General features: G+C 73.3%; 15 protein-coding genes. 6 read left to right on the top strand and 9 right to left on the bottom strand.

Features of this window, described 5'->3' with window-relative positions; genetic code table 11:
• Window positions 1-4: 4 nt before the first annotated feature.
• From ACFQ79_RS21910 to ACFQ79_RS21900, 3 genes are read right to left on the bottom strand one after another with little or no spacing between them, the layout of a single operon-like run.
• The gene (locus ACFQ79_RS21910) at window positions 5-808 is read right to left on the bottom strand and encodes a sugar phosphate isomerase/epimerase family protein (RefSeq protein ID WP_383585982.1); all 804 of its coding nucleotides are present in this window, start codon (window positions 806-808) and stop codon (window positions 5-7) included.
• Window positions 808-1,971 carry a dihydrodipicolinate synthase family protein gene (locus tag ACFQ79_RS21905; RefSeq protein ID WP_383585980.1) on the bottom strand — a complete coding sequence of 388 codons (1,164 nt, stop codon included), beginning with the start codon at window positions 1,969-1,971 and terminating at the stop codon, window positions 808-810. Before ACFQ79_RS21905 ends, ACFQ79_RS21910 begins: the two co-directional genes overlap by 1 nt.
• Complete coding sequence (locus tag ACFQ79_RS21900; protein WP_383585978.1) at window positions 1,968-3,119, bottom strand: Gfo/Idh/MocA family protein; 1,152 nt, start codon at window positions 3,117-3,119, stop codon at window positions 1,968-1,970. Before ACFQ79_RS21900 ends, ACFQ79_RS21905 begins: the two co-directional genes overlap by 4 nt.
• Before the next feature lie 110 nt (window positions 3,120-3,229).
• On the opposite strand from ACFQ79_RS21900, the gene ACFQ79_RS21895 reads away from it, so the two are divergent.
• From ACFQ79_RS21895 to ACFQ79_RS21885, 3 genes are all read left to right on the top strand, one after another.
• Window positions 3,230-4,276 (top strand): LacI family DNA-binding transcriptional regulator, encoded by a 1,047-nt coding sequence (locus tag ACFQ79_RS21895; protein WP_383585976.1) that lies wholly within the window; start codon window positions 3,230-3,232, stop codon window positions 4,274-4,276.
• Between the two features lie 621 nt (window positions 4,277-4,897).
• Window positions 4,898-5,569, top strand: coding sequence for a DUF4097 family beta strand repeat-containing protein (locus ACFQ79_RS21890; protein WP_383585974.1), 672 nt, complete (start codon window positions 4,898-4,900; stop codon window positions 5,567-5,569).
• A 65-nt stretch (window positions 5,570-5,634) separates the two neighbouring features.
• Window positions 5,635-7,920, top strand: a complete 2,286-nt coding sequence (locus ACFQ79_RS21885; RefSeq protein ID WP_383585972.1) for a DPP IV N-terminal domain-containing protein — start codon at window positions 5,635-5,637, stop codon at window positions 7,918-7,920.
• Between the two features lie 62 nt (window positions 7,921-7,982).
• Here the strand turns inward: ACFQ79_RS21885 and ACFQ79_RS21880 are convergent, their stop codons facing one another.
• On the bottom strand, window positions 7,983-8,546 hold the full coding sequence (locus ACFQ79_RS21880; RefSeq protein ID WP_383585970.1) for an AAA family ATPase: 564 nt from the start codon (window positions 8,544-8,546) through the stop codon (window positions 7,983-7,985).
• The gene (locus ACFQ79_RS21875) at window positions 8,543-9,541 is read right to left on the bottom strand and encodes an EamA family transporter (RefSeq protein ID WP_383586035.1); all 999 of its coding nucleotides are present in this window, start codon (window positions 9,539-9,541) and stop codon (window positions 8,543-8,545) included. The genes ACFQ79_RS21880 and ACFQ79_RS21875 overlap by 4 nt, the downstream gene beginning before the upstream one ends.
• A gap of 110 nt (window positions 9,542-9,651) precedes the next feature.
• On the opposite strand from ACFQ79_RS21875, the gene ACFQ79_RS21870 reads away from it, so the two are divergent.
• Both ACFQ79_RS21870 and ACFQ79_RS21865 read left to right on the top strand, forming a co-directional pair.
• The gene (locus ACFQ79_RS21870; protein WP_383585968.1) at window positions 9,652-10,581 is read left to right on the top strand and encodes a LysR family transcriptional regulator; all 930 of its coding nucleotides are present in this window, start codon (window positions 9,652-9,654) and stop codon (window positions 10,579-10,581) included.
• Window positions 10,582-10,693: 112 nt separating this feature from the next.
• Complete coding sequence (locus tag ACFQ79_RS21865) at window positions 10,694-12,520, top strand: glycoside hydrolase family 3 protein (protein WP_383585966.1); 1,827 nt, start codon at window positions 10,694-10,696, stop codon at window positions 12,518-12,520.
• Window positions 12,521-12,622: 102 nt separating this feature from the next.
• Here the strand turns inward: ACFQ79_RS21865 and ACFQ79_RS21860 are convergent, their stop codons facing one another.
• From ACFQ79_RS21860 to ACFQ79_RS21845, 4 genes are all read right to left on the bottom strand, one after another.
• Window positions 12,623-14,068, bottom strand: a complete 1,446-nt coding sequence (locus ACFQ79_RS21860; protein WP_383585964.1) for an aminopeptidase — start codon at window positions 14,066-14,068, stop codon at window positions 12,623-12,625.
• A 99-nt stretch (window positions 14,069-14,167) separates the two neighbouring features.
• On the bottom strand, window positions 14,168-14,590 hold the full coding sequence (locus ACFQ79_RS21855; RefSeq protein ID WP_383585962.1) for a hypothetical protein: 423 nt from the start codon (window positions 14,588-14,590) through the stop codon (window positions 14,168-14,170).
• Between the two features lie 81 nt (window positions 14,591-14,671).
• The gene (locus tag ACFQ79_RS21850) at window positions 14,672-15,025 is read right to left on the bottom strand and encodes a hypothetical protein (protein WP_383585960.1); all 354 of its coding nucleotides are present in this window, start codon (window positions 15,023-15,025) and stop codon (window positions 14,672-14,674) included.
• A gap of 71 nt (window positions 15,026-15,096) precedes the next feature.
• Window positions 15,097-18,852, bottom strand: a complete 3,756-nt coding sequence (locus ACFQ79_RS21845; protein ID WP_383585958.1) for an ABC transporter ATP-binding protein — start codon at window positions 18,850-18,852, stop codon at window positions 15,097-15,099.
• 232 nt (window positions 18,853-19,084) lie between these two features.
• Here ACFQ79_RS21845 and ACFQ79_RS21840 point away from each other — a divergent pair, with 232 nt between their 5' ends.
• Window positions 19,085-19,459: a hypothetical protein gene (locus ACFQ79_RS21840; RefSeq protein ID WP_383585956.1), complete on the top strand. Its 375-nt coding sequence runs from the start codon at window positions 19,085-19,087 to the stop codon at window positions 19,457-19,459.
• Window positions 19,460-19,481 lie beyond the last annotated feature (22 nt).

Below are 19,481 nucleotides of genomic sequence, written 5' to 3'. Positions count from 1 at the left end.
GTCGTCACACCGCCAGGAACGCCTCCAGCGTCTCCTCCAGGACCTCCACGCCGTCCCGCGACCACAGGCCGTCGTTGAAGATCTCCACCTCCACCGGGCCCGTCCAGCCCGCCTTCTCCGTCAGGTCCGCCCAGGACCGGAGGTCGATCGCACCGGTGCCCAGCTGGCCCCGGCCGGTCAGGACGCCGGCCGGGAGGGGGGTGGTCCAGTCGGCGAGCTGGAAGGAGTGGATGCGGCCCGACGCGCCCGCGCGTTCCACCGCCGCCGGGGCCCGGTCGTCCCACCAGAGGTGGTACGTGTCGACCACCACGCCCACCTGCTCGGGCGGGAAGTGCTCGGCGACGGCCAGCGCCTGGTCGAGCGTCGAGACCGCGCAGCGGTCGGCGGCGTACATGGGGTGGAGGGGCTCGACGGCCAGGCGGATTCCGCGGTCGCCCGCGTAGGGCGCCAGCGCGCCGATCGCCTCGGTGATCCGGGCGCGGGCCGATGCCGGGTCCGGGAAGGCGGGCGTGAGGCCGCCGGAGACCAGCACGACGGTGTCCGTGCCGAGCGTGACCGCCTCGTCGATCGCCGCCCGGTTCTCGGCCTCCCAGCCGTCCGAGGTGAAGAAGCCGCCGCGGCAGAGGGTGGTGACCGTCAGGCCCGCGTCCCGCACGAGGCCGGCCGCCGCCTCGACGCCGTACTCCTGGACCGGCTCGCGCCACAGTCCGACGCCCGGGATGCCGAGGCGGACGCAGTGGGCGACCAGGTCGGGGAGGGACAGCTGCCTGACCGTCATCTGGTTGATGCTGAACCGGTCGAGGTCCATCACAGGCCTCCCCGCACCGTCAGGAGGGAGCGCATGCGCGACTCCGCGAGCGCCGGGTCGGGGAACAGGCCCAGACCGTCGGCCAGTTCGTACGCCGTCGCGAGGTGCGGCAGCGAGCGGGCGGACTCCAGGCCGCCGACCATCGTGAAGTGGTCCTGGTGGCCGGCGAGCCAGGCGAGCAGGACGACTCCCGTCTTGTAGAAGCGGGTCGGCGCCCGGAAGAGGTGCCGGGACAGCGCGACCGTCGGGTCGAGGGCGGCCCGGAATCCGTTCACATCGCCCGTGTCGAGCGTCCGCACCGCCTCCGCCGCGAGCGGCGCCAGCGGGTCGAAGATGCCCAGCAGGGCGTGGCTGAAGCCCTGTTCGTCGCCCGCGATCAGCTCCGGGTAGTGGAAGTCGTCGCCCGTGTAGCAGCGCACGCCCTCGGGGAGGCGGCGGCGCAGTGCGACCTCGCGCCGGGCGTCCAGGAGGGAGACCTTGATGCCGTCGACCTTGTCCGGGTGCGCGGCGATGACCTCGAGGAACGTCTCGGTCGCGGTGTCCAGGTCGGCCGAGCCCCAGTACCCGTCGAGCGCCGGGTCGAACATCGGTCCGAGCCAGTGCAGGATCACCGGCTCGCCCGCCTGGCGGAGGAGGTGGCCGTACAGCTCGAGGTAGTCCTCCGGGCCCGACGCCGCCGCGGCCAGGGCGCGCGAGGCCATGAGGACGGCCCGCGAGCCGGTCTCCTCGACGAGCGCGAGCTGCTCCTCGTACGCCTTGCGGACCGCCGCCAGTCCGGCGGGGCCGGTGAGCGGGTCCCCGGCGAGTTGGTCGGTGCCGACGCCGCAGGCGATCCGGCCGCCCACCGCCTTCGCCTCGGCCGCGCTGCGGCGGATCAGTTCGGCCGCGCCCGTCCAGTCGAGGCCCATCCCCCGCTGCGCGGTGTCCATGGCCTCGGCGACCCCGAGGCCGTGGGACCAGAGGTGCCGGCGGAAGGCGAGGGTGGCGTCCCAGTCGACCGCGGCGGGCGAGTCGGGGGTGGTGTCGGCGTACGGGTCGGCGACCACGTGGGCCGCGGAGAAGACCGTACGGGAGGTCAGGGCGCCGCCGCCGCTCGGGGCCGGCGGCTCGGTGCGCGGCGTGTACTCCCGTGTGCCGCCGCCGGTCTCGGGCAGGCGGATCACAGGCCGACCTCCGGGACGTCGAGGCGGCGGCCCTCGGCGGCGGACCTCAGGCCGAGTTCGGCGAGCTGGACGCCGCGGGCGCCCGCGAGGAGGTCCCAGTGGTACGGCTCGTCGAGGACGACGTGCCGCAGGAAGAGCTCCCACTGGGCCTTGAAGCCGTTGTCGAACTCGGCGTTGTCGGGGACCTCCTGCCACTGCTCGCGGAAGGGCTCGGTCGCCGGGATGTCCGGGTTCCAGACGGGCTTGGGGGTCGCCGAGCGGTGCTGGACACGGCAGTTGCGCAGTCCGGCCACGGCGGAGCCGTGGGTGCCGTCGACCTGGAACTCGACGAGTTCGTCGCGGTTGACGCGGACGGTCCAGGAGGAGTTGATCTGGGCGATGGCGCCGCCCTCCAGCTGGAAGATGCCGTAGGCGGCGTCGTCGGCGGTGGCCTCGTAGGGCTTGCCGTGCTCGTCCCAGCGGCGCGGGACGTGGGTGGCGACCTGGGCGGTGACGGAGGTGACGCGGCCGAACAGCTCGTGGAGCACGTACTCCCAGTGCGGGAACATGTCGACGACGATGCCGCCGCCGTCCTGGGAGCGGTAGTTCCAGCTGGGGCGCTGGGCGTCCTGCCAGTCGCCCTCGAAGACCCAGTAGCCGAACTCGCCGCGCACGGAGAGGATCTCGCCGAAGAAGCCGCCGTCGATGAGGCGCTTGAGCTTGAGCAGGCCCGGCAGGAACAGCTTGTCCTGGACGACGCCGCGCTTGACGCCCTTCTCGGTGGCGAGCCGGGCGAGCTCCAGGGCGCCGGCGAGGTCGGCGGCCGTGGGCTTCTCGGTGTAGACGTGCTTGCCCGCGTGGACGGCCTTGGTGATCGCCTCGGCGCGGGCGGAGGTGACCTGGGCGTCGAAGTAGATGTCGATCGTGTCGTCGGCGAGGACGGCGTCGAGGTCGGTGGACCACTCGGTGAGGCCGTGGCGCTCGGCGAGTGCGCGCAGGGCGGGCTCGCGGCGGCCGACGAGGACCGGCTCGGGCCAGAGGGTCTCGCCGTTGCCGAGGTCGAGGCCGCCCTGTTCGCGCAGGGCGAGGATCGAACGGACCAGGTGCTGGCGGTGTCCCATGCGCCCGGTGACGCCGTTCATGGCGATGCGGACTGTCCTGCGTGTCACGAAAGGTTCCTCTCCCCGGCGTTCCGCGCTTCGATAGAAAGCGCTTTCCATCGGCGATGACGCTAGCCTGCCGACATCGCCGTCGACAAGGCCCTGGAGGTACGCACACGATGACCGTCACCCTGGCGGACGTGGCCGCTCGCGCACGGGTCTCGCCCGCCACCGTCTCCCGCGTCCTCAACGGCAACTACCCGGTCGCCGAGTCGACCCGCGAGCGGGTCCTGCGGGCCGTGGACGAGCTGGACTACGTCCTCAACGGGCCCGCCAGCTCGCTCGCCGCCGCCACCTCCGACCTCGTCGGCGTCCTCGTCCACGACATCGCCGACCCGTTCTTCGGAATCATGGCGAGCGCGGCGCAGAGCTCCATCGGGGAGAGCGGCTCGGGGCGCGGCGGCGGCGAGAAGCTCGCCGTCGTCTGCAACACCGGCGGCTCCCCCGAGCGAGAGCTGACCTACCTCACCCTGCTCCAGCGGCAGCGGGCCGCGGCCGTGATCCTCATGGGCGGCTCGATCGAGGACCCCGAGCACCTGGCGGCGACCACCGGCAAGCTGGCCAAGCTTGCGGAGGCGGGGACCCGGGTCGTGCTCTGCGGGCGGCCGCCGGTCACCGGCGACGCGAACGCGGCCGCGCTCGTCTTCGACAACCGGGGCGGCGCGCGGCGCCTCACCGAGCACCTGCTCGAACTCGGCCACCGGCGCATCGGATACGCGGCCGGCCCGGCCGACCGGACGACGACCCGGCACCGCCTGGAGGGCCACCGGGCGGCGCTCACGGCGGCGGGGATCACGGAGGGGCCGACGGTCCACGGCGCGTACGACCGGCAGGCCGGCTACAAGGCCACGGCCGAGCTCCTCGCCCGCGACCCGGACCTCACGGCGGTCGTCGCCGCCAACGACACGGTCGCCCTCGGCGTCTGCGCGGCCCTGCGGGAACGCGGCCTGTCGATCCCCGGCGACGTGTCCGTGGCGGGCTTCGACGACCTCCCGTTCTCGGTGGACGCGGTCCCGTCCCTGACGACGGTCCATCTGCCGCTGCACGAGGCGGGGACACGAGCGGGCCGCCTGGCCATGGGCACGGAGGACCCCCCGGCGGGCGGCCTGGCCCGCGTCCCGGCGGAGCTGGTGGTACGGGGTTCCACGGGGCGGCCCCGGGAGTAGGCGACGGCGCCACGGGGGGAGTTGCACGAACGAAGGGCCGCGGGGGCACGCGGCCGCAGAGCCGCCGGGGCACGGGCCGCAGAGCCGCCGGGGGCACGCGGCCGGACGGCCGCTCAGAGGAAGTGGCCGAGCAGGTGCCGCAGTTGGCGTCCGGGCCCCCCTGCCTTTGGCGTGGGCGGACGCCCCGCCGACTCGCCGACCGGCCCGCCGACTTGCCGATCGACCCGTCGGCCGACCTGTCTGGCATCCACGAGGGTCGCGTCCGCCCTGGCCGTATCACCGAGCCCACCGCCGCATCCCCCCTTCGGCGCCCCCGTCGGCGCCGAGACACCGACCCCGCGCCCCGCGCCCCGCACCTCGCACCGACGCCCGGAGCACCCAGGGCACCCAGAGCACTCAGAGCACCCCCACAGTGCATTCACCTTCATTCCATTGCAACGAACCACACTCCTGACGTTGCATTATCCTTGAAACCGTTGCAACGAAATCCCTCAATCTACCTGCAACGATGCCCACTTCGCGCAACGAACACGTTGCCAGACCCATGAACGCAACGTAGCTTTTCCCTCATCGGAAACGGCGCGGCCCGAGAGCGGGCCCGCCCCAAGAAGGAGAAGAACCTTGCAGAAGTTCGCCACCACCGCCGCCATCACCACCGTCCTCGACATCCCCGCCGGCCGCATCCGGCTCATCGCCGCCGACCGCGCCGACGCCACCGTCGACATCCGCCCCGCGAACGCCGCCAAGGGCAACGACGTGAAGGCCGCCGAGGAGATCACCGTCGAGTTCACCGACGGCGTCCTGCGAATCGCCGCCGCCCCCGCGAAGAACAAGATCCTCGGCGACTCCGGCTCCGTCGAGGTGACCGTCCAGCTCCCCGCCGGCTCCCGCGTCGAGGCGAAGACGGCCGCCGCCGAACTCCGCGGCGTCGGGCGCCTCGGCGACGTCACCGTCGAGAGCGCGCAGGGCACGGTCGAGCTCGACGAGACCGCGGGCGCCCGCGTCCGCCTGCTCGCCGGCGACATCACGGTCGGCCGCCTCGGCGGCCCCGCCGAGATCAGCGCCGAGAAGGGCGACCTGCGCGTCGCCGAGGCCACGCGGGGCACGGTCGTGCTGCGCACCGAGTCCGGCGAGATCACGGTCGGCGCCGCCCGCGGCGTCTCCGCCACCCTGAACGCCGGCACCGCCTACGGCCGCGTCCACAACGCCCTCGCCAACACCGACGGCGCCGCCGCCGGCCTGAGCATCCACGCCACCACCTCGTACGGCGACATCACCGCCCGCAGCCTCTGAACCACCCCGGCGGCGCCCGACGCCCCCAGATCTTCCACGACGAACTCCGAGGACGGACAAGCAGAATGAGCACCACTCAGAACTACCAGGCCGCCGAGCAGCTTCTCCGTCGTCCCGCCCGCCCGGGCGAGCTCGTCGTCGGTGACAAGGTCAGGCCGCAGTGGATCGACGGGGGCGCCCGGTTCTGGTACGCGGTGAGCGACGGCGCCGGCAGGCGCTTCGTACGGGTCGACCCGGCGGCGGGCACACGTGAGCCGGCCTTCGACCACGCCCGGCTGGCCGCCTCGCTGGCCACCGCCTCCGGGCAGCCGGTCGACCCCGAGGCCCTGCCGTTCCCCGGCATCGAACCGGTCGGGAACGAGGTCAGGTTCGTCGCGTTCGGCGCGTACTGGCGCTGCGAACTGGACGGATACGTCTGCGAGCCGGCCGAGTTCACCGCCCCGGGCAACCCGCTGGACGTGACGTCGCCCGACGGGAGGACCGCGGTGTCCCAGCGGGGACACGACCTGTGGGCCCGCTCGCTGTCCGACGGCCGCGAGTGGCCCCTGACCACCGACGGCGCACCCGGTCACGCCTACGGTCCGGGGCCCGCCGCGACCGGCAACGCCACCCTGCTGCGCAAGCTCGGCGTGCCCTACCTGCCGCCCGCGGTCGCCTGGTCGCCGGACTCGACGAAGGTCCTCGCCCACCGGACCGACGAGCGCGAGGTCCGCAGGACCCACCTGGTGGAGGCGTTGCCCGCCGACGGAGGCGTACCCCGCCTGCACACCCAGCCGTTCGCGTACGCAGGCGACGAGCACCTGCCGCTGGCCGAGCTGGTCGTCCTCGACGTCGCCGAGGGCACGGTGGTCCGCGCCGAGGCGGAGCCGCTGATCATGACCCATGTGTCGCCGATCACCGTGAAGTGGGCGTGGTGGGCCGCGGACGGCTCCGCCGTCTACTTCCTCGCCCGGCCCCGGGACCAGCACTCCCTCACCCTGAACCGCCTGGACCCGGTCACCGGCGACGTCACCGTCGTGATCCGCGAGTGCGGGGAGACCCGGGTGGAGCCCAACCAGTGGATGACCGAGCCGCCCCTCGTCCGGGTGCTCGCCGACGAGGTGCTGTGGTTCTCGCAGCGCGACGGCTGGGGCCACCTCTACCGCTACGACCTGCACACCGGCGAGCTGCTCGGCCGGGTCACCTCCGGGCCGTGGCTGGTACGGCAGATCCTGCGCGTCGACGAGGCCGGGCGGGTCGTGTACTTCACCGCCTCCGGACTCGTCGACGAGGACCCGTACCGGCGCACGGTGTGCCGGGTCGGCCTGGACGGCTCCGGTTTCGTCCGGCTCACCGACGACACGCTCGACCACATCGCCGCCCTCCCGGAAACCCCGTACGACCAGGAGTACTTCATCGACTCCGCGTCCACCGTCGACACCGCCCCCGTCACCACGGTCCGCGACTGGACCGGGCGGGTGCTCGTCGAGCTGGAGCGCGCCGACACCACCAGGCTCGCCGCCACCGGCTGGACCGCGCCGGAGCGCTTCCGCGTCAAGGCGGCCGACGGCGAGACCGACGTCTACGGAGTGCTGTACCGGCCGCGGGACTTCGACCCCGCCCGGTCCTACCCGGTGGTGGACAACCTCTACCCGGGCCCGCAGGTCAACCGGGTCGCCCCGTGCTTCGACCCCGGCGGCATGGGCATGGACGCCGAACCCCTGGCGGCGCTCGGCTTCGTGGTCATCGCGCTCGACGGCCGGGGCACCCCGGGCCGGAGCAAGGCCTTCCACGACGCCTCCTTCGGTCACCTGGCCGACGCCGGCTCCCTGGCCGACCACGTCGCGGCCCTGGGGCAGCTGGCCGAGACCCGGCCGTGGATGGACCTGGAGCGGGTCGGCGTCTTCGGCCATTCCGGGGGCGGATTCGCCGCGGCCCGCGCGATGCTGGACTTCCCCGGGACGTACAAGGTCGGGGCCGCCCTCTCCGGCTCGCACGACGCCCGCACCTTCAACGCCGGTTTCGTCGAGTCCTACGACGGCGCGGACGCCCCCGAGACCTGGGCCCGGACGTCCAACCTGGACCTCGCCGACCGGCTGACCGGCAAGCTGCTGCTCGTCCACGGCGACATGGACGACCAGGTCCACCCGCACCAGACCCTGCGGTTCGCCGACCGGCTCCTGGCCGCCGGCAAGGACGTCGAACTGCACGTCGTGCCCGGCGCCGAGCACACCTTCATCGACTGCCTGGCCCATGTCCGCACCCGCTGCTGGGACTTCCTGGTCCGCGAGCTGATGGGGACGCTGCCGCCCGCCTACCGCCCGGCGCCGATCGTGATCGGCCCCGAGCTGCTGGCCGACATGTTCGCCTGACCGCGACGTCGCGGACAGGACGACGAGCCCGTCGGATCCCACCCCCGTGGGGATCCGACGGGCTACGTCCCGGGGGTCAGGCCCGTCGCCGCGAGGACCGCGTCCACCGTCTCCGCCACCGTGAGGTCCGCGTTGTCGATCCAGACGCCCTCGTCCGACAGCTCCGCGCGCATCGCCTCGTCCAGGAAGGTCCAGTCGGTCGTCAGGCGCTTGTCGCGGGCGTTGTTGCGCTCCCAGGCCTTGGCGGGGCCGGGGGCCAGGATCACCACGTGGAGCGCCGTCGCCGTCGTGTGGGCGCGGTAGTAGTCCAGGTGGGAGCGGCGTACGACCACGTCGTCGAGGACCGGGAGGAAGCCGGCCGCCGCGAAGCTGCCGGCGAGGAGGCAGGCGTTGCGGGCGCGCAGCAGGATCTGACGGTCCGCCTCCGGGTCGCCGTCCGGGCTCGGCCAGTGGCAGCCGCTCACGATGAGGGACTGGAGGTCGTCGACCTCGATGTGCGCGGCCCGGGCGAAGCGGGCCGCGAGGGCGGCCGCGACGGTGGACTTCCCGCTGCCGGGGATCCCGGCGAGCAGCACGGCCCCGGGGACGGGTCCGGGGGTGTCCACGGTGATGTTCTCGAAGGTCATGCGGGCCTTTCCTCGCGGGTCGTGCGCCGTTCCTCGCCGAGCGGGCGGCCGGTCGACGATACGGCCACGGGGTCCGGCGCCGCCACGGGATTCCCGGCCCCGCCAGCACTGCTGACCCCACCGGCCCCGCCGGTGGCCCGCCGGCCCGGTGCGAAGGACGTCAGGGCCACTCCCCCGACGAGCAGCGCCGCCGCGCACCAGCGGGCCGGGCTCACTCCCTCGCCCAGGACGAGCGCCGCCGCGGACATCCCGAAGACGGGCACGAGGAGGGAGAAGGGGGCGACGGAGGAGGCAGGGTAGCGGCGGAGCAGCCGGCCCCAGGCGCCGAAGCCGAAGACGGTGGTGATCCAGGCGACGTAGACGATGACGCCGACGCCGGTCCAGTCGAGCCCGCGCAGGGCCGCGAGGTCACGGTCCGGTCCCTCCAGGAGGAGGGAGAGGCCGAGCAGCGGCAGGACGGGCACGACGCTGACCCAGACCATGAAGTTGAGCGCGTCGGGCGGGGAGGCCTTGCGGGTCAGGACGTTGGAGACGCCCCAGCAGGCGGCCGCGGCGATCACCAGGACGAACCCGGTGAGGGACCCGGCCCCGCCCTCGTCCGCCGCCGCCACGCCGATGCCCACCAGGGCGACCCCCATGCCCGCGAGCCTGAGGCGGCCGGGGCGTTCGCCGAGGGCGGCGAAGGCGAAGAGGGCGGTGAAGACGGCCTGGACCTGGAGGACGAGGGAGGACAGACCGGCGGGGGCGCCGAGGTCCATGCCGGTGAAGAGGAGCCCGAACTTGGCGACGCCGAGGACGAGTCCCACCGCCAGGATCCACTTCCAGGCCACGGTGGGCCGGCCCACCAGGAAGACGGCGGGCAGGGCGGCGGCGAGGAAGCGGAGGGCGGAGAAGAGCAGCGGCGGGAAGTGGTCGAGGCCGATCTCGATGACGACGAAGTTGACTCCCCAGACGGCGGCGACCAGGGCGGCGAGGGCGAGGTGGGCGGGGCGCATGCTGTCGAGCATGGCCGCCCCGACTGTGTAGCACCAGCACGGAGTTCTTCATGGTGAGATGTAGCAACGCTTCATCCATCCGTCCCGCGCATCGAAGAGGAGGAACGCCCGTGCTGGATCTCGGCCGTCTGCGCGCCCTGCACGCCGTCGCCGTCCACGGCAGTGTCGGCGCCGCCGCCACCGCCCTCGGCTACACGCCGTCCGCGGTCTCCCAGCAGATCGCGAAGCTGGAGCGGGAGACCCGTACGACCCTGCTCGAACGCAGCGGCCGCGGCATCCGCCTCACCGACGACGCCCATCACCTCGCCGCCACCGCCGGCCGGTTGCTCGCCCTCGTGGAGGAGGCGGAGGTACGGCTGGAGGAGCGGCGCGGCCGGCCCGCCGGGCGGCTCGACATCGGCTGCTTCGCGAGCGCGGCGCGCGGGCTGATGCCCCGGGTGCTCGCGGAGCTGGGCCGGGTCCACCCCGATGTCGACGCCCGGCTCTCGGAGGTGGACCCGCACGTGTCGGTCGACCTGGTCGCGCGCGGGGTCATCGACCTGGCGGTGGCGCACGACTGGGACATCGCCCCGCTCCCCGTACCGCCGGGGGTCGAGCAGTCGGTGATCGGCGACGACCTGTGCGACATCCTCGTCCACCGGGATCATCCGCTCGCCGCGCGGGACTCGGTGCGCCGGGAGGAGCTGGCGGCGGAGCGGTGGATCTCGCAGCCGCCGGGGACGGTCTGCCACGACTGGCTGACGCGGACGCTGCGGGAGACGGGCTTCGAGCCGCTGATCGTCCATCAGGCGGAGGAGAACCACACGCAGGTCGCCCTGGTCGCGGCCGGTCTGGGCATCGCGCTGGTGCCGCGCCTGGGGCGCGGGACCCTGCCGCCGGAGGTGACACCGGTGCGGCTGGACCCGATGCCGACGCGCCGCCTGCACGCCATGTGGCGGACCGGGGCGGCGCGGCGCCCGGCGATCCGGGAGACGGTCCGTACGCTCCAGGAGCTCTGGCCCGGGATCGCCGCCGTGGGCGATTCGTGCGCGGGTCCTTGACCTGGCAGTTACTTTCGGGCTATCCGTGACCCTTGGAAGTTTCCTTCAGAGGTGGCTTCCGAGGACTTCGCGCATGGATCCCTTCAACCTCGCACGGCCGGAAGGAGCATCAGTGCACCACCGCGCCCCCGCCCCCTCCCGACGCACCCTCCTCACGGTGACCGCCGCCGCGGCAGCGGCCGCCGTCACCGGGGTCAGCACCCCCGCCCTCGCCGGGCAGGACCGGCACGACGACCGGAAGCTCCGGCGGATCATCGACCGCATGTCCCTCGAGGAGAAGGTCGGCCAGCTCTTCGTGATGCGGGTGTACGGTCACTCCGCCACCGCACCCGACCAGGCCGACATCGACGCCAACCTCGCCGAGATCGGTGTCCGTACGGCCGCCGAGCTGGTCGACCGCTACCACGTGGGCGGCGTCATCTACTTCTCCTGGGCCCACAACACCCGCGACCCGCAGCAGATCGCCGCGCTCTCCAACGGCATCCAGCAGGCGGCGCTCGCGCAGCCCACGCCGATCCCCGCGCTCATCTCCACCGACCAGGAGCACGGCATCGTCTGCCGGGTGGGCGAGCCCGCCACCCTGGTGCCCGGCGCGATGGCCCTCGGTGCCGGCGGTTCGCTCGCGGACTCCCGCAGGGCGGCGCAGATCGCGGGCGCGGAGCTCGCGGCCGTCGGCATCCGGCAGAACTACGCCCCGGTCGCCGACGTCAACGTCAACCCGGCCAACCCGGTCATCGGCGTCCGTTCCTTCGGCTCCGACCCGGCGGCGGTCGCCGGAATGGTCGCCGCACAGGTCAAGGGCTACCAGCGGGCCGGGGTCGCGGCCACCTCCAAGCACTTCCCCGGGCACGGCGACACGGCCGTCGACAGCCACTACGGCCTGCCGACGATCACCCACACGCGGGCGCAGTGGAGCGCGCTCGACGCCCCGCCGTTCCGGTCCGCGATCGCCGCGGGGATCGACTCGATCATGACCGCGCACATCGTGGTCCCGGCGCTCGACCCGAGCGAGGACCCGGCGACGCTGTCCCGGCCGATCCTCACCGGCATCCTCCGCGAGGAGCTCGGCTACGACGGTGTGGTGGTCACCGACGCGCTCGGCATGGAGGGGGTGCGCACCAAGTACGGCGACGAGCGCGTCCCGGTCCTCGCCCTGAAGGCCGGGGTGGACCAGCTGCTCAACCCGCCGAAGCTCGATGTGGCCTGGAACGCGGTCCTGAAGGCCGTCAGGGACGGCGAACTGACGGAGGCCCGGCTCGACGAATCGATCCTGCGGATCCTGCGGCTCAAGTCGAAGCTCGGTCTGTTCCGGAACGCGTACGTCACCCGGGCCGGCGTCGAGCGGGTGGTCGGCACCGCCGCCCATCTCGCCCAGGCCGACCGGATCGCCGAGGCCACCACGACCCTGCTCCGCAACGACGGCGGATTCCTGCCGCTGAGCCCGGCCCGCCACGGCTCGGTCCTCGTCGTCGGCGCCGACCCGGCCTCGCCGTCCGGTACGACGGGCCCGCCGACGACGACGCTGGCGACCGCCCTGACGGAGCTGGGGTTCACCGCTACCGCGCTCTCCACGGGGATCACCCCGACGGCGGCCAAGATCGAGGAGGCGGTGGCGGCGGCCGCGGGCAAGGACGTCGTCGTGGTGGGCACGTACAACGTCACCGCGACCAGCCCGCAGCGCACGCTCGTGGCGCGGCTCGTCGCGACCGGGGTGCCCGTCGTGACGATCGCGATCCGCAACCCGTACGACATCGCCCGGATCGACGGCCAGCGGGCGACGCTCGCCGCCTACTCCTGGACCGATGTCGAACTCCGGGCCGCGGCGCGGGTCCTGGCGGGCAGGGCCAGGCCCAGGGGTCGGCTGCCGGTGCCGGTGCAGAGCGCCGACGACCCGGCGAAGGTGCTCTACCCGGTCGGGCACGGCCTGTCGTACCGCTGACACCGCCGCCACCGCCGGCACGGCCTGCTCGGTCGGCACGGCCGGCACGACGGAGGGGGGTGGGGCGCGCCGCCGGACGCACCCCACCCCCCTTCGTAGCGGTTACGGCCGCAGGCCGTGCTCCTTCGTCGCGTCCTCGTCGACCCGCTGGTCGAGGCGCGCGTCGAAGCGGGCCAGCGGCTGCGCCGCCTGGACGGCCGGGGCGGGGACCCCGGCCCAGGCGAGGATGCGGGCGGTGGCGTTGTTCCGCTCGGCCTCGACGAGCCCGGCGACGTTCGCACCGTGGTTGGCGCCCGGCGCCACGTACACGTAGCTGTCGCGCGCGCTCTTGCCCAGGTGGAACTTCTCCGAGCCCCACGGGTCGTTGCCGCCGTACACGAACAGCATCTTGTTCGCGTTCTTGCGGACCCAGTCGTCCACGTCACGCATGGCGTGCGGCTTGAACTTCATGGGGATCTCGCGCGGCACGAAGTTGCTCGCGGGCTGGTAGCCGTAGCGGCTCAGGCCCTTGAGGTGCGGCTGCTTGATCGTGGGCGAGCCGAGCTCGGTCGCCGCCTGGTAGTAGTACGGCGTGTACGGCTCCAGGCCCTGGTCGGTGTAGGCGGCCCAGCCCGAGTAGGCGTCGATCGTGCCGTACACCTCGTCGTCGGTGGCGGTCTTCGCGACCGGGATCTGGTCGCAGACGTCCTCGCCGTAGTACTGCCAGAAGCCCCACACGAAGTCGAGGACGACGGCCTCGAAGGCCTTGTCGACCGTGCCGACCGTGTTGAAGGTGAGGCCCTCCGACTCGGCCCACGCCTTGTACCTGGCCTCGAGGGGCGCGCGGCGCACGAGGGCCTCGCGCTGCAGGTTGTTCAGGCGGTCGCGGCAGTCCTTGGTGCCGACGGTCGCGAAGAACCGGTCGTAGGCCGAGTCCTCCTTGTCGACCACGTCGTTCGGCGCGACGTAGGCGACGACGCCGTCCATGTCGCGCGGGTAGAAGCGCTCGAAGTAGGTGGCGGTCATGCCGCCCTTGGAGGCGCCGGTGGAGAGCCACTTCTGGCCGTAGATCTTCTTCAGCGCGCTGAAGATCCGGTGCTGGTCGCTGGCCGCCTGCCAGATGTCGAGCTTCGACCAGTCGGCGGGCTGCGGCCGGGACGGCGTGAAGAAGCGGTACTCCATGGAGACCTGGTTGCCGTCGATGATCCGCGTCGGCTCCGCGCGGCTCGGGGTGGTGCTCAGCGAGTAGCCGCTGGTGCGGAAGACGGTCGGGCGGCTCGTGTCCTTGTGGAGGACGGAGATCCGCTGGTCGAACGTGCCGGCCCACGGCCGGCGGTGGTCGATCGGCTGCTTGTAGTTCAGGACGAAGAAGCGGTAGCCCGCGTACGGCTTCTCCTCGATCAGGCTCATCCCGGGGATCGCCAGGATGCGGTCCTTGATGTCCGTGCTCTGCGAGTCGACGACGGCCGTGCTGCCCGTGTCCGTGTCCGCGGCGGTAGCCACGCCGGTCGGTGCCACGGTGCCTATGAGCACCGAAAGCGACAGCGCCCATCTCAGCGACTTGCGCATTCACCCTCCCCTTGGTTCACAACGGTGTCGCGAACCTAGCGGGGGCAACGTGTGGACCGCCAGACCCAGTTGATCCTTACCCTTGGACTTTCCTGTACATCAGCACAGGATCCAGCCGGTGGACGTGCCCCGCCCGGCCACCGAACCGCTCACCCGGACGCAGCGGTTGAGGGCGTGGACGGTGACGGGCCCGGCCTGCCGGTCGAACCGTCCGGCCCGGACGGCGGGCCGGCCGCCGCGCGGCTGGAGGGAGACGGCCATCGGCCGGCGGCCGCCGCCGTTGGCGACGGTGACGGCGCAGGCGTAGTGGCGGGTGCGGTAGAGGCGGAGCTCGCCGGTGGCGAAGGCGATGGTCCTGGCGGGCCGGCCCTGGCAGACGGAGACGGCCTCGGCGGTGCCGGCGGCGGCGCCGGGGACGAGGGGCGCCGGGGTCAGGACGAGGGCGAGGGCGGCGAGGAGCGGCGCGAGGACTCGGGCGAGCAGCCGTGGGCCGCGTCGTGGGTGCTGCGGGTCCGTGGGCATGCGTTCCCCTCCCGAGTGGATCGGCGTACGGGCGTACGACGCAGCCCGCCCCGGAATGGTTGCCTCCGCGTCGGGCGCCCGCTACGCGAACGCGGTGAGGAGGAAGATCAGGAAGATGCCCTCCGCACCCAGCTGGGTCCAGCACGCCGCCCGGCGGACCCCGGGGCGAGAGGTGCTCTGCACGGTGACGAGCGCCGCGAGGGCGATCGCCAGGGCGGCGACGTAGAACAGGCCGGGGGTGCCGTCGCAAGCCTCCCCCTTGGTGAGGCAGCGGGCGGTGTTCTCGCGGGTGAGCACGAGGATGCCGGCGAGCAGGCTCGCGGGCACGAAGAGCCCCGCCCAGACCGCCGACCGCCTCCGCAGACGCGGGCCCTCGACGTCCGGCGGGGTGATCGGGACGGGCGACGCGGCGCGGGTGCGGGGATGGGGGCTCATGCCTCCATCCCACCCCGCCCGCCCCGGCTCCGGTATCCGCCCGGGTACTCACCTGCCGGACGGGCGGGTGCTCACACCCGCTCCGGCTCCTCCTCGTCGACGGCCTCGCCGATGAACGTCCGCCACAGCGTCGCGTACCGGCCGTCGAGGGCGAGCAGCTCCTCGTGGGTGCCGTCCTCCACGACCCGGCCGTGGTCCATCACGACCACCCGGTCGGCGCGGGCGGCGGTGGTCAGCCGGTGGGCGACGACCAGCGTCGTCCGGCGGCCGGCGAGACGGTCGGTGGCCTGGTTGACCTGGGCCTCGGTGGCCAGGTCGAGGGCCGCCGTGGCCTCGTCGAGGAGCAGGACGTCCGGGTCGACGAGCTCGGCGCGGGCGAGGGCGATGAGCTGGCGCTGACCGGCCGAGAGGTTACGGCCCCGCTCGGCGACCCCGTGGAGGTAGCCGCCGTCGAGGGTCGCGATCATGTCGTGGGCGCCGACCGCACGGGCCGCCGCCTCCACCTCGGCGTCGGTCGCCTCGGGACGGCCGTACGCGATGGCGTCCCGGACCGTCCCGGCGAAGAGGTACGCCTCCTGCGGGACGACGCCGAGCCGGTGCCGGTACGCGGTGAGGTCGAGGTCGCGCAGGTCGGTGCCGTCGGCGGTGACCCGGCCGCCCGTCGGGTCGTAGAACCGGGCGACCAGCTTGACCAGGGTGGACTTGCCCGCGCCGGTCTCGCCGACGAACGCGACGGTCTGACCGGCCGGGATGCGCAGGTCGATGCCGGTGAGGGCGGTCTCGTCCTTCGGGGCGCCGTCCTCGCCGCCGTACGCGAAGGAGACGTCCTCGAAGGCGATCTCGCCGCGCAGCGACAGCACGTCCAGGGGCGCGGGCGCGGCGGCCGTCGACGTCGGCTCCTGGAGGAGCTCCTGCATCCGCTTCAGCGAGACGGCGGCCTGCTGGTAGCCGTCGAAGACCTGCGAGAGCTGCTGCACGGGGGCGAAGAACAGGTCGATGTAGAGGAGGTAGGCGACGAGGGCGCCGGTGGTGAGCGTGCCGCCGTCGATGCGGTTCGCGCCCACGATCATGACGGCCGCCGCGGCCACCGAGGACAGCAGGGTGACGAACGGGAAGTAGACGGAGATCAGCCACTGGCCGCGGACGCGCGCCTCGCGGTAGTGGTCGCTGCGCTCGGCGAACCGGGCCGCGCCGGACTGCTCGCGGCGGAAGGCCTGCACGATCCGGAGGCCGGAGACGGACTCCTGGAGGTCGGCGTTGACGACGCTGATCCGCTCGCGCGCCAGCTCGTACGCCTTCACGCTGGAGCGGCGGAAGTAGTACGTGGCGACGGCGAGGACCGGCAGGGTCGCGAAGACCACCAGGGCGAGCTGGAGGTCGAGCACGAGCAGCGCGACCATGATCCCGAAGAAGGTCACGACGGAGACGAAGGCGGTGACGAGGCCCGTCTGCAGGAACGTCGACAGGGCGTCCACGTCCGTGGTCATCCGGGTCATGATCCGGCCGGTGAGCTCGCGCTCGTAGTAGTCGAGACCGAGCCGCTGGAGCTGGGAGAAGATCTTCAGGCGCAGCGCGTAGAGGACCCGCTCGCCGGTACGGCCGGTCATCCGGGTCTCCGCGGTCTGCGCCACCCACTGCACGAGCACGGTGACCAGGGCGAACGCGGAGGCCGCCCAGACGGCGCCGATCGCGAGCCGGTTCACGCCCTCGTCGATGCCGTGCCGGATCAGGACCGGGAGCAGCAGACCGGCGCCGGCGTCGAGGGCGACCAGGCCGAGGCTGATGAGCAGCGGGACGCCGAAGCCGCGGAGCAGCCGGCGCAGACCGTAGCCGTCCTCGGGCGCGACGGCGCGGCCCTCGTCGATGCCGGGGGTGTCGGTGGCGGGCGGCAGTGCCTCGACGGCGGCGAGCAGCTCGGGGGTGGCCCCGGGCGCGTCGCTCTCCCGGCCGGTGGTCTCGTCCCGTACCCACAGGGTGGGGGTGATGCCGCGCTCGGCGTCGAACTCGGCGTCCAGCTCGGCCCGCAGCGTGCGGTCCTCGGGGAGCTCGGCCGGGGTGGTGTGGCCGGGCGAGACGGCGCCCAGCTCGTCCGGGTCGGTGAGCAGACGGCGGAAGAGCGGGGAGCGCTCCTCCAGCTCGGCGTGGGTGCCGATGTCGGCGAGCCGGCCGTTCTCCAGGACGGCGATGCGGTCGGCGAGGCCGAGGGTGGAGCGGCGGTGCGCGATGAGCAGGGTCGTACGGCCCGCCATCACCGCCTTCAGGGCCTCGTGGATCTCGTGCTCGACCTTGGCGTCGACGGCGGAGGTCGCGTCGTCGAGGAGGAGCAGGCGGGGGTCGGTGAGGATCGCGCGGGCGAGGGCGACGCGCTGGCGCTGGCCGCCGGAGAGGGTGAGTCCGTGCTCACCGACCTTGGTGTCGTACCCGGCGGGCAGCTCGGCGATGAAACGGTCCGCCTGGGCGGCGCGGGCCGCCGCCTCGATCTGCTCCTGGGTGGCGTCCGGGAAGCCGTACGCGATGTTGGCGCGGACGGTGTCGGAGAAGAGGAAGGAGTCCTCGGGGACGAGGCCGATCGCGGCGCGCAGCGAGTCCAGGGTGAGCTCGCGGACGTCATGGCCGCCGACGAGGACGGCGCCGTGGGTGACGTCGTAGAAGCGCGGGAGGAGCAGGGAGACGGTGGACTTGCCGGAACCGGAGGCGCCGACGACGGCCACGGTCTCGCCGGCGCGGATCTCCAGCGAGAACCCGTCGAGCACGGGGCTGGTCCTGCCGTCGGCGCCCTCGTAGCCGAACGCCACGTCGTCGAACTCGACGGTGGCGGGCACGTCGGCGGGCAGCTCCTTCGTCCCGTCCTTGATGACCGGCTCGGTGTCGACGAGGTCGAGGACCCGCTCGACGCCGGCGCGGGCCTGCTGGCCGACGGTGAGGACCATGGCGAGCATCCGGACCGGGCCGACCAGGGAGGCCAGGTAGGCGGAGAAGGCGACGAAGGTGCCGAGGGTGATCTGGCCGCGGTACGCGAGCCAGCCGCCGAGGGCGAGGACGGCGACCTGGCCGAGGGCGGGGACGGCCTGGAGGGCCGGGGTGTACCGCGAGTTCAGCCGGATCGTCCGCAGGCGGCCGGCGAACAGCTTCCGTCCGGCCTCGCGGATCTTGCCGGTCTCCTGGTCCTCCTGGCCGAAGCCCTTCACGACCCGGACGCCGGTCACGGCCCCGTCGACGACCCCGGCGACGGCCGCGGCCTGCTGCTGCGCGTGCCAGGTGGCGGGGTGGAGGCGGGTGCGGCTGCGCTTGGCGATGAACCAGAGGGCGGGGGCGACGGCGAGGGCGACCAGGGTGAGCGGAAGGGACAGCCAGGCCATGACGCCCAGCGAGATGAGGAAGAGGAGGACGTTCCCGATCGTCATCGGAAGCATGAACAGCAGGCCCTGGATCAGCTGCAGGTCGCTGGTGGCCCGCCCGATGACCTGCCCGGTCGACAGCTCGTCCTGCCGTCGCCCGTCGAGCCGGGTGATGGTGGCGTACATGTCGGTGCGCAGGTCGTGCTGGACGTCGAGGGCGAGGCGTCCGCCGTAGTAGCGGCGGACGTAGGTGAGGGCGTAGACGAGGACGGCGGCGCCGATGAGGAGGCCGGTCCAGACCGAGAGGTCCCGGGTCTTCGCCCCGATGACGTCGTCGATGATCACCTTGGTGACCAGCGGCACGAGGGCGAGCACGGCCATGCCGACCAGCGAGGACCCGAGCGCGAGCAACGTGTTGGCCTTGTACCGCCACGCGTACCCGGCGAGCCTGCGCGCCCAGCCCTGCTGTTGTTCCCCGACCGCCGCCACGAGTGGCCTCCCGTTCGTCCTGCTCTACCGGAAGCCCCAACACGGCTGGGCTGCGATTTCATCCCGCCGCAACAAACCGGGCCCGGGTTTCGTCCGGAGGTCCCACGGGGGCGGGACCGTGGTCCTAGGACCACGCGGGGGACCCGGCGCGCGAGCGGGCCCCGCGATGGGTAGGGGTCGGGGAGCCGCTGCGGGGTGGTCTCGCGGGGTGCCCAGGGGAAAGGGGTCGCACGTGGCGCGGGTCGAGGACGGGGTGCCGTACGGATGGGGGCAGCTGTACGCGGCGCTGCTCACGATCAGGGGGCTGGCCGAGGCCGGGCGGGTCGAGCCGGTGCCGGACCGGCAGCTGGAGCGGACCGCGGGGAACCCCCGCAACATCTGCTGGCAGCTCCTGGGCGAGGCCGGGCACCAGGCGTTCCTCGCGCGGGAGCGCGGCGGGGCCGTCGCCGCCGCGGCCGTGGTGGTCATGGCCGACGCGGTCGGGCTGATACCCGCACGGCGGGTGTCCCGGGACGGGCTGACCAAGGAGGGGGCCGAGGAGTTCCGGCAGGGGTACGAGGCCCGGCTCGCCGAGTACCGGAAGGCCTGGGAGGGACTCGTCGGGTGACGAGGCCCCGGTGGCCCGGCCC

Source organism: Streptomyces sp. NPDC056480 (assembly GCF_042795405.1).
Taxonomy (GTDB): Bacteria; Actinomycetota; Actinomycetes; order Streptomycetales; family Streptomycetaceae; genus Streptomyces.
This window is presented reverse-complemented; position numbering and strand designations above follow the sequence as displayed.